The following is a 15,816-nucleotide window of genomic DNA, read 5'->3' as shown; positions in this document are numbered from 1 at the left end:
GGAGCGTTATCGATTTGAGCGAAGTTTTTAACTTCACCACCATAAGTTTTAGACAAAACGGCAGAGATTGCTGCTGTTAAAGTTGTTTTACCATGGTCAACGTGACCGATGGTGCCCACGTTTACGTGAGGCTTAATACGTTCAAATTTAGCTTTTGCCACGATATATTCCTTTCTTTTCAGAAGTGCTCGATTAATTCGAGCAATATAACATTGATGCCGTAACCAATATTAGTTACGAGATTCTATAATCGCTTTTGCAATGTTTTGCGGTGCATCTGCGTACTTCAAGAACTCCATAGAGTATGAAGCACGACCCTGAGATGCAGAGCGCAAATCAGTTGCATAACCAAACATTTCAGATAGAGGCACTACTGCGTGGACAAGTTTAACACCTGCGATGCCATCGTCCATACCTTCGATTATGCCACGACGGCGGTTTAAATCACCCACTACGTCGCCCATATAATTTTCAGGTGTAGTCACTTCTACTTTCATACAAGGTTCGAGCAACACCGGAGACGCTTCAAGCGCCCCCTGTTTAAAGCCCATAGAACCTGCAATTTTGAATGCCATTTCGTTCGAGTCCACATCATGATATGAACCATCAAATAAACTGACTTTCACGTCAAGTACAGGATAGCCGGCTAAAACGCCGTTTTTCATCTGTTCTTGAATACCTTTATCAACGGCAGGAATGAATTCACGAGGAACTACACCGCCTACTATTTCGTTAACAAATTCATAGCCAGAACCCTCTTCGAGAGGTTCAATTCTTAACCAAACATGACCAAATTGACCACGTCCGCCAGATTGACGTATGAACTTACCTTCCACTTCAACTTTAGAACGAATTGTTTCACGGTAGGCTACCTGTGGTTTACCTACGTTACACTCTACACCAAACTCGCGACGCATACGGTCAACGATAATGTCTAAGTGTAATTCGCCCATACCAGATATCAGTGTTTGTGCCGATTCGTCATCAGTCTCAACTTTGAATGATGGATCTTCCGCTGCTAATTTTTGCAGCGCAATCCCCATTTTATCTTGGTCGGCTTTTGAACGAGGCTCAACGGCAATGGTAATTACAGGTTCAGGGAACTCCATGCGCTCAAGAATCACTCTGTGATCATTATCGCAGAGAGTATCACCGGTTGTTACATCTTTAAGACCGATAGCAGCCGCTATATCACCAGCACGTACTTCTTTCAGTTCTGTTCGGTCGTTTGCGTGCATTTGCACAATACGCCCTACTCGCTCACGTTTCTGCTTAACAGAATTATAAACACCAGAACCTGATTCAAGCACACCTGAATACACGCGGATAAAGGTCAGTGTACCAACAAATGGATCAGTCGCAATTTTAAATGCTAAGGCCGCAAAAGGGGCATTATCATCGGGTGGGCGTTTAACTTCGTTTTCGCTGTCATCAATACCGGTAATTGCAGGTACATCATTAGGCGCTGGTAAGAAGTCAACTACCGCATCGAGAACCGCTTGCACACCTTTGTTCTTAAATGCAGAACCACAAGTTGCTAATACGATCTCATTGTTAATTGTGCGCTGACGCAACGCTGTTTTGATCTCGACTTCTGATAACTCACCTTCTTCAAGGTACTTGTTCATCAGTTCATCAGAGGCTTCAGCTGCTGCTTCCACGAGATACTCATGCATCTCTGCCGCTTTTGCTGCTAGATTTGCAGGAATGTCTTCATAAGTGAATGTCATCCCCTGATCTATTTCAGACCAGTTAATGGCTTTCATCTTAATTAAATCAATAACACCCTTGAAGTTCTCTTCTGCACCAATATTTAAATGAATTGGTACACAAGTCGCACCAAGGCGATTACGAATTTGATTTATTACACGGTCGAAATCTGCACCTGCACGGTCCATCTTATTAACAAATACCAGACGCGGAACGTGGTATTTATCAGCTTGACGCCATACGGTTTCAGATTGTGGTTCAACGCCTGACGAGCCGCAGAATACTACTACAGCGCCATCGAGAACACGTAATGAACGCTCGACTTCAATAGTGAAGTCTACGTGACCTGGGGTATCGATGATATTAATACGGTGTTCAGTGAACTGAGCTTCCATACCGCGCCAAAAAGTTGTTACTGCAGCAGAGGTGATAGTAATACCACGCTCTTGCTCTTGTACCATCCAATCTGTCGTGGCGGCGCCGTCATGCACCTCGCCGATTTTATGAGACATACCGGTATAGAACAGAACACGTTCTGTTGTGGTAGTTTTACCTGCATCCACATGAGCAACAATACCGATATTTCGATAACGCTCAATTGGGGTTATACGAGCCACTATTTATACCCTCTCAGCTAAAACTTTTGGTTTTAGCAATATCAACAATATGGAGCGGACCGAAGTCCGCTCCATCATATTACCAACGGTAATGAGCAAAGGCTTTGTTAGCTTCAGCCATGCGATGCACGTCTTCACGCTTCTTAACCGCAGTACCTTTGTTTTCAGACGCATCTAGCATTTCACCTGCTAGACGTAAAGCCATAGATTTTTCACCACGTTTGCGAGCAGCTTCAACTAACCAGCGCATCGCTAGTGCGTTACGACGCACTGGACGAACTTCACATGGTACTTGATAAGTAGAACCACCAACGCGACGAGATTTAACTTCGACTGATGGGCGAACGTTATCAAGAGCTGCTTCAAGGATACTTAAATGATTTTCGCTTTTCTTTTCAGCGACAACATCTAGTGCCTTGTAAATGATTTTTTCTGCAGTCGACTTTTTGCCGTCCTGCATGATGACGTTGATGAACTTAGCCAACAACTCACTGTGAAACTTTGGATCTGGTAGGATTTTACGTTGTCCTACAACGCGACGTCTTGGCATATTAATTCTCCGTATGCTTCAGGTATTTCCAAAACTGGAATGTCAAATAAATACTAGCTTGGCCTTACTTAAACGGGATACGTTAAGACTTAGGACGCTTAGCACCGTACTTAGAACGGCCTTGGCGACGTGAAGTCACGCCAGCACAGTCTAATGCGCCACGAACAGTGTGGTAACGCACACCTGGTAAGTCTTTAACACGACCACCACGGATTAGGATTACACTGTGCTCTTGCAAGTTATGGCCTTCACCACCGATATACGAAGTTACTTCGAAACCGTTAGTTAAGCGCACACGAGCTACTTTACGTAGTGCAGAGTTAGGTTTTTTAGGTGTTGTAGTGTACACACGAGTACAAACACCACGTTTTTGTGGGCACGCGTTCAACGCAGGCACATTAGTCTTTTCGACTTTTGGCGCGCGTGGCTTACGTACCAACTGGTTAACAGTTGCCATGTATAGCTCCGACAGTTGATTCAAGCTCAACAATTAGGTGTGAAAAATCTATATCCCACAATGGTGGGACGCGGAATTTTAGAAAGGTAATGGCAATCTGTCAAGAAATAGCCAACTTTTCATGCAAATTCCAATAAAAAAGGCGCCAATGGCGCCTTTTTTTAACAAAAAACTAACTTAATCTTGGCCACCGGCCAAGTTTAGTAGATCTGCTAGGTTCTGTTCAGCTTCGCTTGCAGTAACAGTTGTAGCTGCTACTTTGCCACGAGAACTTAACACTTTAGCGCGTTCTTCGTTACGGGTCTTGTGATAAGCATAACCAGTACCAGCTGGGATCAAACGACCAACGATTACGTTTTCTTTCAGACCACGTAATGGATCGCTCTTACCGCCAACGGCCGCTTCAGTTAACACACGAGTGGTTTCCTGGAACGATGCTGCAGAAATGAATGATTCAGTAGCCAAAGACGCTTTGGTAATACCGAGTAATTCACGTTCAAACGTTGCAGGTGTTTTACCTTGAGCGATTAACTCACGGTTAGCAATCTTCACGCGTGAAACTTCTGCTTGCTCACCTTCTAAGAATTCAGTGTCGCCTGTTGAAGTGATCAAACACTTACGTAACATTTGACGAATGATAACTTCGATGTGCTTATCGTTGATCTTAACGCCCTGTAGACGGTAAACATCTTGTACTTCGTTCACAATGTAGTTTGCTACGTTGTGGATACCACGAAGACGAAGAATGTCGTGTGCCGCTTCTGGGCCGTCTGCTATAACTTCACCACGTTCGACTTTTTCACCTTCGAACACGTTTAAGTTACGCCACTTAGGGATCATCTCTTCATAGTGATCACTACCATCGGCTGGCGTAATCACTAGACGACGCTTACCTTTAGTTTCCTTACCGAACGAGATAGTACCTGAGATTTCTGCAAGAATTGCAGGCTCTTTCGGCTTACGCGCTTCGAATAAGTCAGCAACACGTGGTAGACCACCGGTGATGTCACGAGTTTTAGACGATTCTTGTGGAATACGTGCTAATGGATCACCAACGTTGATTTTCGCGTTATCGTCTTTCGACACAATCGCGTTACCAGGTAAGAAGTATTGAGCTGGTACTTCAGTACCAGGGATCATTAAGTCGTTACCATTGGCATCAACTAAGCGAATAGCTGGACGCAATTCTTTACCGGCTGAAGTACGCGCACCAACATCGAGCACCACGACAGAAGATAAACCCGTTAACTCGTCAGTTTGGCGAGTCATAGTTACGCCATCGATCATGTCAACGAACTTCACGCTACCGGCAACTTCAGAAATAATTGGGTGAGTATGTGGATCCCAGTTTGCGATGATTTCGCCAGCTGCAACTTCACTTTCTTCCAATTTCTCTAATACGGTACCGTAAGGTACTTTATAGCGCTCTTTCTCACGACCTAGCTCATCGATGATAGCTATCTCAGAAGAACGAGAAACAATTACAAGCTTACCGTCGATATTTGAAACATGCTTAGCATTGTGTAACTTCAGAGAACCCGCGTTCTTAACTTGAACGTTGTTTTCTGCAGAAGCTCGAGATGCCGCACCACCAATGTGGAACGTACGCATGGTTAACTGTGTACCAGGTTCACCAATAGACTGCGCCGCAACAACACCAATCGCTTCACCGTGGTTAATAATATGACCACGAGCCAAGTCACGACCGTAACATGCCGCACACACACCAAAGTCTGTGTCACAGGTAATAACAGAACGTACAATGACTTCGTCGATACTGTGTTCTTCTAACGTATTACACCATGCTTCATCAAGAAGTGTGTTGCGTGGAGCAAGCACTTCATCTGTACCTGGCTTCATTACGTCAAGCGCAACCACACGACCTAGAACACGTTCACGTAATGGCTCAACAACATCACCACCTTCAATAAGCGGTTTCATTGTTAGACCATGCTCAACACCACAGTCATCTTCAATAACAACTAAGTCTTGTGCAACGTCTACTAAACGACGAGTCAAGTAACCCGAGTTAGCTGTCTTCAATGCTGTATCGGCAAGACCTTTACGCGCACCGTGAGTAGAAATAAAGTACTGAAGTACGTTTAGACCTTCACGGAAGTTAGCCGTAATTGGTGTTTCGATGATTGAGCCATCTGGCTTAGCCATCAAACCACGCATACCTGCTAGCTGACGGATCTGTGCAGCACTACCACGAGCACCTGAGTCAGCCATCATATAGATGCTGTTAAACGAAGCTTGTTGCTCAGGTACACCATCACGGTTAATCACTGTCTCAGTAGACAAGTTTTCCATCATGGCTTTAGAGACTTTTTCGTTCGCGCTTGCCCAGATATCGATTACTTTGTTGTAACGCTCACCAGCTGTTACAAGACCTGACTGGAACTGCTCTTGAATTTCAAGCACTTCAGCTTCAGCGTCTGCAACTAAGGTGTATTTCTCGTCAGGAATAACCATGTCATCGATACCAACAGAGGCACCAGAAATGGTTGCAAAACGGAAACCGGTATACATCAATTGGTCAGCAAAGATAACAGTATCTTTAAGACCTAGTTGACGATAACAAGTGTTCAACAGCTTAGAAATCTGTTTCTTACCCATGTTTTGGTTAACCAAATCATACGATAAGCCTTCAGGCAAAATTAATGATAAAAGAGCACGACCAACAGTCGTATCAATGATACGAGTTGCTTTAGTTCTTTCGCCATCTTCTGCGATGTTGGTTTCGGTAATACGCACTTTAACGCGAGCATGTAGTTCAGCAACACCAGTAGCGTAGGCTTTTTCTACTTCTGACACATCAGCGAATGCCATACCTTCACCGCGACCGTTAATACATTCACGGCTGGTGTAGTACAAACCTAATACAACGTCCTGAGACGGCGTAATTACTGGCTCACCGTTAGCAGGTGACAAAATGTTGTTGGTTGACATCATTAGCGCACGAGCTTCTAACTGAGCTTCAAGCGTTAATGGTACGTGAACCGCCATTTGGTCACCGTCGAAGTCGGCGTTGTATGCCGCACAAACTAACGGATGCAATTGAATTGCTTTACCTTCAATCAGTACAGGTTCAAATGCTTGAATACCTAGTCTGTGAAGTGTTGGTGCACGGTTAAGCATTACTGGATGTTCACGAATCACTTCGTCTAACACATCCCATACTTCAGCCTGTTCGCGTTCAACCATTTTCTTAGCAGCTTTAATAGTCGTCGCTAAACCACGCGCTTCTAACTTGCCGTAAATAAATGGTTTGAATAGCTCAAGCGCCATCTTCTTAGGAAGACCACACTGATGCAGACGTAAAGTAGGACCTACGGTAATTACCGAACGGCCTGAATAGTCAACACGCTTACCAAGTAAGTTCTGACGGAAACGACCTTGCTTACCCTTGATCATATCAGCAAGAGATTTAAGCGGACGCTTGTTAGAACCGGTAATAGCACGACCGCGACGACCGTTATCTAATAGCGCATCAACTGACTCTTGTAACATACGTTTTTCGTTACGTACAATAATGTCAGGCGCAGCTAAATCTAACAGACGCTTTAAGCGGTTGTTACGGTTAATAACACGACGGTAAAGATCGTTAAGATCTGATGTCGCGAAACGACCACCATCTAACGGCACTAATGGACGTAGATCAGGTGGAAGAACCGGTAATACTTTTAAGATCATCCACTCTGGCTTGTTGCCAGAAGTGAAGAATGCTTCCATCAATTTAAGGCGTTTAGTGACCTTTTTACGACGGGTTTCAGAGTTAATTGAAGGCAACTCTTCACGCATTTGCTCGATCTGTTCAGCTAAATTGATAGCACGTAGCAATTCAAGAACTGCTTCAGCACCCATTTTAGCTTCAAACTCGTCACCGTATTCTTCTAACGCATCAAGATACGTTTCTTCGGTCAGCATTTGGCCGCGCTCAAGCGTGGTCATACCAGGCTCGATAACAACAAATGATTCGAAATACAGTACGCGTTCAATATCACGCAACGTCATATCTAGCATTAAGCCAATACGTGACGGAAGTGATTTTAAGAACCAAATGTGGGCAACTGGACTAGCCAGATCAATGTGACCCATGCGCTCACGACGCACTTTAGTCTGGGTAACTTCTACGCCACACTTTTCACAAATAACACCACGGTGCTTCAAACGCTTGTATTTACCACACAAACATTCGTAATCTTTAACCGGACCAAAGATACGCGCACAAAACAAACCTTCACGTTCAGGCTTGAATGTACGGTAGTTAATGGTTTCTGGCTTCTTTACTTCACCAAAAGACCAAGAACGGATTAGATCTGGCGAGGCCAAACCAATTTTAATACCGTTAAATTCTTCAGTCTTACTTTGCTGTTTAAGAAACTTTAATAAGTCTTTCACGTTTCTCTCCTGAAGGAGTTAAACCAGGTGCTTTGCTGCTGCAAAGCACCCTTGGTTACCAAACATTGCTTAAGTGCGATGCTTACTCTTGGTCCAACTCGATATTAATACCAAGTGAACGAATTTCCTTCAACAATACGTTGAAAGACTCAGGCATGCCAGGTTGCATCTGATGGTTACCGTCGACGATGTTTTTATACATCTGAGTACGACCGTTAACGTCATCTGATTTAACTGTTAGCATTTCTTGTAGAGTATAAGCAGCACCATATGCTTCAAGTGCCCACACTTCCATCTCACCGAAACGCTGACCACCAAATTGAGCTTTACCGCCCAATGGTTGTTGAGTCACTAAGCTGTACGAACCCGTAGAACGAGCGTGCATCTTGTCATCTACTAAGTGGTTCAATTTAAGCATATACATGTAACCAACGGTTACTTTACGCTCAAATTCGTTACCGGTACGGCCGTCACATAATGTCAACTGGCCAGACTCAGGTAAGCCTGCAAGAGCAAGCATTTGCTTGATCTCTTTCTCTTTAGCACCGTCGAATGCTGGTGTAGCAATTGGAATACCACCTTTAAGGTTGGTAGCCAAGCGCACAACTTCATCATCAGTAAACGAATCGATATCAACGCGTTGAAGCACGTCATCACCTAATTCATAAACTTGTTTGATGTAACCACGAAGTTCGGCAATTTCACGCTGCTCTTCAAGCATAGCAGTAATTTTATTACCGATACCCTTAGCTGCTGCGCCCATGTGGACTTCAAGTACCTGACCGATGTTCATACGCGAAGGTACGCCCAATGGGTTAAGTACGATGTCTACAGGATTACCTTCTTCATCGTATGGCATGTCTTCAACAGGACAAATCTTCGAGATAACACCTTTGTTACCATGACGACCTGCCATCTTGTCACCAGGCTGGATAGTACGTTTAACTGCAAGGTAAACCTTAACAATTTTCAATACACCAGGTGCCAAGTCATCACCTTGGGTGATCTTGCGACGCTTGATTTCAAATGTCTTATCGAAGTCTGCTTTAAGCTCTTCATGCTGTTCAGCTAACTGCTCTAATTCAGTTTGTTTTGCTTCATCGTCGATAACTTGGATTAATACGTCTTTACGTGGGATCTCAGCTAACTTAGCTTCAGAATAACCTACAGACAATAACAAGTTACGTGCACGGCCCAATACGCCTTCTTCAAGGATCTTGAACTCTTCACCTAAGTCTTTACGAGCTTGGCGAACATGCATTTCTTCAATTTCAAGCGCACGCTTATCTTTCTCAACGCCGTCACGGGTAAATACCTGTACGTCGATGATGGTGCCTTTCACTGAGTTAGGAACACGTAATGAGCTGTCCTTAACGTCAGAAGCTTTTTCACCAAAAATAGCTCGGAGTAGTTTCTCTTCTGGAGTTAACTGTGTTTCACCCTTAGGTGTCACTTTACCCACAAGAATGTCGCCACCCTTCACTTCTGCACCAATATAAACGATACCTGATTCATCTAATTTAGATAAAGCAGACTCACCTACGTTTGGAATATCAGCAGTGATTTCTTCGCTACCCAATTTAGTATCACGAGCAATACAAGAAAGCTCCTGAATATGGATAGTAGTAAAACGATCTTCTTGCGCTACGCGCTCAGAAATTAAGATCGAATCTTCGAAGTTATAACCGTTCCAAGGCATGAACGCGATGCGCATGTTCTGACCAAGCGCCAAATCACCTAAATCGGTAGATGGACCATCGGCCAATACATCGCCACGAACCACTGGCTCACCAACAGAACAACAAGGACGTTGGTTAATACAAGTGTTTTGGTTTGAACGGGTATATTTAGTTAGGTTGTAAATGTCGATACCGGCTTCACCTGCGTGTAGCTCATCTTCATTTACTTTAACTACGATACGGCTAGCATCAACATAATCAACCACACCGCCACGTTTAGCAGCTACAACCACACCAGAGTCAACAGCAAGAGTACGTTCAATACCCGTTCCGACTAACGGCTTATCAGCACGTAAAGTAGGTACTGCTTGACGTTGCATGTTTGCACCCATCAATGCGCGGTTAGCATCATCGTGTTCTAAGAACGGAATTAATGATGCTGCAACAGAAATAATCTGCTGTGGAGATACGTCCATATACTGAACATCGGCTGCGCGCATAAAGGTAGACTCACCTTTGTGACGACAAGCGATTTGTTCTTCTGCCATACGGCCATCAGCATCAACTTCGATGTTAGCCTGAGCAATAACATAACGACCTTCTTCGATTGCTGATAAGTATTCAACATCATCAGTAATCACACCATCAACCACTTTGCGGTAAGGTGTTTCTAGGAAGCCGTAAGAGTTAGTGCGCGCAAAACTTGCTAACGAGTTGATTAGACCAATGTTTGGACCTTCAGGGGTCTCAATTGGACATAAACGACCGTAGTGAGTTGGATGTACGTCACGAACTTCGAAACCAGCACGCTCACGAGTCAAACCACCTGGGCCAAGCGCAGAAATACGACGCTTATGCGTCACTTCTGATAGCGGGTTGTTTTGATCCATAAACTGTGACAATTGTGAAGAACCAAAAAATTCTTTCACTGCCGCAGAAATTGGCTTAGCGTTAATCAAGTCTTGTGGCATTAGCTCGTTTAAATCGCCTAAAGATAGACGCTCACGAACAGCACGCTCAACACGGACTAAACCAACACGGAACTGGTTTTCAGCCATTTCACCAACGCTACGAATACGACGGTTACCTAAGTGGTCAATATCGTCGACTTCATCATAACCATTACGGATTTCGATGATTTTCTTCATAACAGATACGATGTCTTCTTTAGACAACACACCGTTACCTTCGTCTTCTGCAATCTCAAGACGACGGTTGAACTTCATACGACCTACTTTAGATAAGTCATAACGTTCTTCACTGAAGAATAGGTTTTGGAATAAACCTTCAGCAGCATCTTTGGTTGGTGGCTCGCCAGGACGCATCATACGGTAGATTTCAACTAAAGCTTCTAAGCGGTTAGTTGTTGAATCAATGCGTAATGTGTCAGCAATATAAGCACCATGATCAAGATCATTGATAAACAAAGTATCAATATTCTTAATACCAGCAAGTGATAACTTAGCTAAATCTTCTAAGGTAATCTCGCTGTTTGCGGTCACTAAAACTTCACCGGTATCTTCATCGATGTAGTCTTGAGCAGCATACTTACCAACAATATAATCTACTGGCACTTCTAGCTCAGTCGTGTTGGTTTTTTCAAGTTGCTTAATGTGACGCGCAGTGATGCGACGACCAGCTTCAACTAATAAAGAGCCTTCAGCATCTTTAATGTCATAGCCAGCAGTTTCACCACGTAGGCGGTCAGGCACTAGTGACATCACTAATGAGTCTTTTTTAATCTTAAACTCGATACGCTCAAAGAATAAATCGAGGATATCTTGAGTAGAATATTCAAGCGCTCGTAAAATGATAGTAGCCGGTAATTTACGACGACGGTCAATACGAACGAATAGAGCATCTTTAGGATCAAATTCAAAGTCAAGCCATGAACCACGGTAAGGAATAATACGTGCGTTATACAGCACCTTACCAGAAGAGTGGGTTTTACCACGGTCATGATCAAAGAACACACCTGGAGAACGGTGTAACTGAGACACGATTACACGCTCAGTACCGTTAATAACGAAAGTACCGTTATTAGTCATCATAGGTATATCACCCATGTAGACTTCTTGCTCTTTAATGTCTTTAACAGTGCCAGCAGCAGCTTCACGGTCAAACAACACCATGCGTAATTTAACGCGTAGTGGTGCCGAATAAGTAACACCGCGGATCTGACATTCTTTCACATCAAAAACTGGCTCACCTAGCTTGTAGCTGACATATTGCAGCTCAGAATAGCCAGAAAAGCTCTTGATAGGAAAAACGCTACGGAATGCAGCTTCTAAGCCACGCTCACCCGTAGGGTCTTGATCGGTGAACTTCTTAAAAGAGTCTAACTGGATAGACAATAAATAAGGGATGTCCAAAACTTTTGGACGCTTACCAAAGTCTTTGCGAATACGCTTCTTTTCAGAATAGGAGTAAACCATGGGTTTCCTCTGCTTACGAGATGTGACCAAGACTGAAATAATTTAATTAAATCAGCACGTTTGCCCATCACCGTTGATGGCAAGAACCTAACCAGTAATCTCTGCTAGGGACTGCTAAAACTGGCGACAAACGGTGAAAAAAAATCGCCTGCGCATAAAGCGCAAAAAAGGCCGACGGTTAAAAAACCGCCAGCCTTCACCCAATTGCTTGGGTGATGCAAGCTAAATTACAGCTTACTTAACTTCAACAGAAGCACCAGCGGCTTCTAGATCAGCTTTAAGAGTTGCAGCTTCTTCTTTAGACACAGCTTCTTTAACTGCGATTGGAGAAGATTCAGCCATAGTTTTAGCTTCTTTTAGGCCTAAACCTGTAGCGCTACGAAGTGCTTTAATAACAGCAACTTTGTTTTCGCCATGAGAAGTAAGAACTACGTCAAATTCTGTTTGCTCTTCAGCAACAACAGCATCGCCGCCGCCTGAAACTACTGCAGCAGCAGCAGAAACGCCGAATTTCTCTTCCATAGCTTCGATTAGTTCAACTACTTCCATTACAGACATTGCTGCAAAAGCTTCTAACATTTGGTCTTTAGTGATAGACATTAGAAATATTTCCTATTGTTCTGAATTCAATTTTATTAAGCTGCCTGCTTATAATTAAGCGGCGTCTTGTTTTTGATCGCGAAGGGCGGCCAATGTACGTACGAATTTGCCAGCAGATGCTTCTTTCATAGTCATCATCAACTGAGCTAGTGCTTCGTCGTAAGTTGGTAGTTTCGCTAAACGATCAATATCAGCTGCAGGGATAAACATCCCTTCGAAAGCTGCACCTTTAACTTCAAATTTTGCTTGACCCTTAGCGAAGTCTTTTAAAAGACGCGCTGCAGCACCTGGATGCTCGTTAGAGAAAGCTATTAAAGTTGGGCCAGTGAACGTTTCTGCTAGGCACTCAAAAGCTGTACCTTGAACTGCACGACGAGCAAGAGTGTTACGTACTACACGTACAAACACACCATTTTCGCGAGCAGCTTTACGCAGACCGGTCATAGCACCTACAGTTACGCCACGTGAATCGGCAACAACTGCAGAAAGTGCACCTTTGGCAGCTTCGTTGACTTCAGCCACAATTGCCTGTTTGTCTTCGAGTCTTAATGCCATTGGCTTTACTCCTGGATTCTACCTAGGGAATTCCCTAGAATTTACCAAACTAAACACAAATGTGTTTAGTTACTTACGGTGCAGATTTTCCAGTAAAAAAATTTAGCTGGGGCCTGACACCGTCTACGCTGGAAATTAAGTTAACCTTACGATTAACACCTGCGGTCTTGGACGGAAACCGGCTCTAATATACAAAAAGTGATTCACTTATGTATAAAAGCGGCTTCAACCCACAAAGTGCGCGCATTATAGACTAATACGCGCGCTTTGTATATTACTTAACTTCGTCCAGAGAACCCTGGTCGATAGCTACACCTGCACCCATAGTGGTAGAGATGCTAATCTTTTTCACGTAAATGCCTTTAGCAACTGCAGGCTTAGCCTTTTTCAGTGCTGACACTAACGATTCTAAGTTTTCTTTCAACTGTTCAGTAGTGAATGTAACTTTACCGATAGTTGTGTGGATAATACCATTTTTGTCGTTTCTGTAACGAACTTGACCTGCTTTGGCATTCTTAACTGCTTCAGCAACGTTTGGCGTTACTGTACCAGTTTTAGGGTTAGGCATTAAACCACGAGGGCCTAAAATTTGACCTAACATACCAACAACGCGCATTGCATCTGGAGATGCGATAACCACGTCGAAGTTCATTTCGCCAGCTTTAACTTTTTCAGCTAAATCTTCCATACCCACAAGTTCTGCGCCAGCAGCGATAGCAGCTTCAGCGTTTGCACCTTGTGTGAATACAGCAACACGAACATCACGACCAGTACCATGTGGAAGTACAGTAGCACCACGCACGTTTTGATCTGATTTACGAGGATCGATGCCTAGATTAACAGCTACATCAACACTTTCAACAAACTTAGCAGTCGCTAATTCTTGTAAAAGTACTACAGCTTCGCTGATGTCATACAATTTTGTTGCATCAACTTTTTCGCGGATAACGCGAGCGCGCTTAGTTAGCTTTGCCATTATATTAGTCCTCTACTACCAAACCCATTGAACGTGCAGTACCTTCAATTGAGCGAGTCATCGCTTCAATATCAGCACCAGTCATATCAGCGGCTTTAGATTCAGCAATTTCCTGAACTGCGCTACGCTTAATAGTACCTACTTTTTGAGTATTAGGACGGCCAGAACCTGATTTCAGACCTACTGCTTTAAGCAATAAGAAAGATGCAGGTGGAGTCTTAGTTTCAAAAGTGAAAGAACGGTCGTTATATACAGTGATAACAACAGGAATCGGCATACCTTTTTCGAACTTTTCAGTACGAGCGTTGAATGCTTTACAGAATTCCATGATGTTCACACCTTTTTGACCTAAAGCAGGTCCAACTGGTGGAGACGGGTTTGCAGCACCGGCTGCTACTTGTAGCTTGATATAAGCTTCAATTTTCTTTGCCATGTCGACATTTCCTCTATTTGGGTTCAAACGCATCTTGGCGACATGCCAATACGCTCCCCTGAAAACAACGGGTGCGAATTATATAAAAATACGCACCCGCAAACAATATATATTTGTAGTTATTTTAATCAGCTCTTTTCGACTTGATTAAAATCGAGTTCTACTGGTGTTGAACGACCGAAAATCATCACCGAAACTTTAATACGGTTCTTTTCATAATCGACTTCTTCGATTGTACCGTTAAAGTCAGCAAATGGACCGTCACAAACGCGAACCACTTCACCAGGCTCATACATAATACGATGAGTTGGAGACTCAACAGTATCTTGTAGACGCTGAAGAATTGCATCAGCTTCTTTGTCAGAAATCGGTGCAGGGCGATCCGATGTTCCACCGATAAAGCCCATTACACGTGGAATGCTTTTGACTAAGTGCCAGCTATCATCGTTCATTTCCATCTGGACCAATACATAACCAGGGAAAAATTTGCGTTCACTTTTACGGCGTTGACCTGCACGCATTTCAACAACTTCTTCAGTAGGAACTAAAATCTCACCAAAGTATGCTTCCATGTTATGCATTTTGATATGTTCTAGCAGTGTTTTAAGCACACGGCCTTCATAGCCTGAAAAGGCTTGGATCACATACCATCTTTTTTTCGCTTCTGTAACTTCAGTCATTTTCAGATGCCTATACGCCAGTAATTAAATTGACTACTCGTAACAATATAGCATCTAATCCCCAAAGGATTAATGCCATTACTGCAGTAGCTGCAAGTACAATAAAGGTAGTGTTTAGCGCCTCTTGGCGAGTTGGCCAAACGACTTTGCGCACTTCAATATGTGCTTCACGAGCAAAAGATTGCGCCTGCTTTCCCTTACTTGTCTGCAGTGCAATGATACCTGCAATAGCAAAGGCAATAATTACCCCAGCAACACGAGCTACAACATTAGCATCTGCATAAAATTGATTGCCTATAACAGCAGTAGCAATAAGCAATGCTGCTATGCCCCACTTAACGATATCCAAAGAATTACTCTGGTTTTCAGTATTTGTTGTCATCGGTTAATTCCGTTACTCACTACGACCTGGGCTTAGCTTGGTAAACAACATATTCACCAAATCCACATTTCCGAACTTTCCCGGAAAATGCATAAGCACAGGGTCAAAAATCGGCCATAGATTGTATTCTTATTCAGCTTTGTTCGCAACAATACAGGTAAAGTAAGATTAACAAATCAATCAAAAAATCGATTTTTATTGCTAACTTTACCCTAAAAATAAAAAAGGAAGCCTAAGCTTCCTTTTTTAGTGTTCACTAAAGTCGCTATTACGCGATGATTTTAGCTACAACACCTGCACCAACTGTACGGCCACCTTCACGGATAGCGAAACGTAAA

General features: G+C 43.4%; 13 protein-coding genes. All 13 read right to left on the bottom strand.

Going from position 1 to position 15,816, the window contains the following annotated elements:
- Window positions 1-161, bottom strand: a 161-nt coding sequence (locus H5185_RS16685) for a GTP-binding protein (protein ID WP_310736155.1), incomplete at its 3' end; no start/stop codon positions are given.
- Between the two features lie 69 nt (window positions 162-230).
- On the bottom strand, window positions 231-2,327 hold the full coding sequence (gene fusA / locus H5185_RS16680; RefSeq protein WP_124017692.1) for an elongation factor G: 2,097 nt from the start codon (window positions 2,325-2,327) through the stop codon (window positions 231-233).
- Between the two features lie 79 nt (window positions 2,328-2,406).
- Complete coding sequence (gene rpsG / locus H5185_RS16675) at window positions 2,407-2,877, bottom strand: 30S ribosomal protein S7 (RefSeq protein ID WP_011635636.1); 471 nt, start codon at window positions 2,875-2,877, stop codon at window positions 2,407-2,409.
- An 82-nt stretch (window positions 2,878-2,959) separates the two neighbouring features.
- Window positions 2,960-3,334, bottom strand: coding sequence for a 30S ribosomal protein S12 (gene rpsL, locus H5185_RS16670; protein ID WP_101033703.1), 375 nt, complete (start codon window positions 3,332-3,334; stop codon window positions 2,960-2,962).
- Between the two features lie 177 nt (window positions 3,335-3,511).
- A complete protein-coding gene (rpoC, locus tag H5185_RS16665; protein WP_124017693.1) occupies window positions 3,512-7,738 on the bottom strand; it encodes a DNA-directed RNA polymerase subunit beta' in 4,227 nt (1,408 codons plus the stop codon).
- Between the two features lie 82 nt (window positions 7,739-7,820).
- Window positions 7,821-11,852 carry a DNA-directed RNA polymerase subunit beta gene (gene rpoB / locus H5185_RS16660; protein WP_124017694.1) on the bottom strand — a complete coding sequence of 1,344 codons (4,032 nt, stop codon included), beginning with the start codon at window positions 11,850-11,852 and terminating at the stop codon, window positions 7,821-7,823.
- 234 nt (window positions 11,853-12,086) lie between these two features.
- Window positions 12,087-12,452, bottom strand: a complete 366-nt coding sequence (rplL, locus tag H5185_RS16655) for a 50S ribosomal protein L7/L12 (RefSeq protein ID WP_124017695.1) — start codon at window positions 12,450-12,452, stop codon at window positions 12,087-12,089.
- Between the two features lie 54 nt (window positions 12,453-12,506).
- Window positions 12,507-13,007 carry a 50S ribosomal protein L10 gene (rplJ, locus tag H5185_RS16650; protein ID WP_124017696.1) on the bottom strand — a complete coding sequence of 167 codons (501 nt, stop codon included), beginning with the start codon at window positions 13,005-13,007 and terminating at the stop codon, window positions 12,507-12,509.
- Between the two features lie 274 nt (window positions 13,008-13,281).
- On the bottom strand, window positions 13,282-13,983 hold the full coding sequence (gene rplA, locus H5185_RS16645; RefSeq protein ID WP_124017697.1) for a 50S ribosomal protein L1: 702 nt from the start codon (window positions 13,981-13,983) through the stop codon (window positions 13,282-13,284).
- Window positions 13,984-13,987: 4 nt separating this feature from the next.
- Window positions 13,988-14,416 (bottom strand): 50S ribosomal protein L11, encoded by a 429-nt coding sequence (gene rplK / locus H5185_RS16640; protein WP_124017698.1) that lies wholly within the window; start codon window positions 14,414-14,416, stop codon window positions 13,988-13,990.
- Window positions 14,417-14,544: 128 nt separating this feature from the next.
- Complete coding sequence (gene nusG, locus H5185_RS16635) at window positions 14,545-15,096, bottom strand: transcription termination/antitermination protein NusG (protein WP_124017699.1); 552 nt, start codon at window positions 15,094-15,096, stop codon at window positions 14,545-14,547.
- A 10-nt stretch (window positions 15,097-15,106) separates the two neighbouring features.
- The gene (secE, locus tag H5185_RS16630) at window positions 15,107-15,478 is read right to left on the bottom strand and encodes a preprotein translocase subunit SecE (protein WP_011635627.1); all 372 of its coding nucleotides are present in this window, start codon (window positions 15,476-15,478) and stop codon (window positions 15,107-15,109) included.
- A gap of 268 nt (window positions 15,479-15,746) precedes the next feature.
- A partial coding sequence (locus H5185_RS16625) for a hypothetical protein (RefSeq protein ID WP_198552046.1) occupies window positions 15,747-15,816 on the bottom strand: 70 nt, incomplete at its 5' end.

The sequence above is a fragment of the Shewanella sp. SG44-6 genome, assembly GCF_014164185.1.
Classification (GTDB): Bacteria; Pseudomonadota; Gammaproteobacteria; order Enterobacterales; family Shewanellaceae; genus Shewanella; species Shewanella vesiculosa.
Note: the sequence above shows the minus strand (reverse complement) of the source record. Positions and strands in the feature narration are given on the sequence as shown.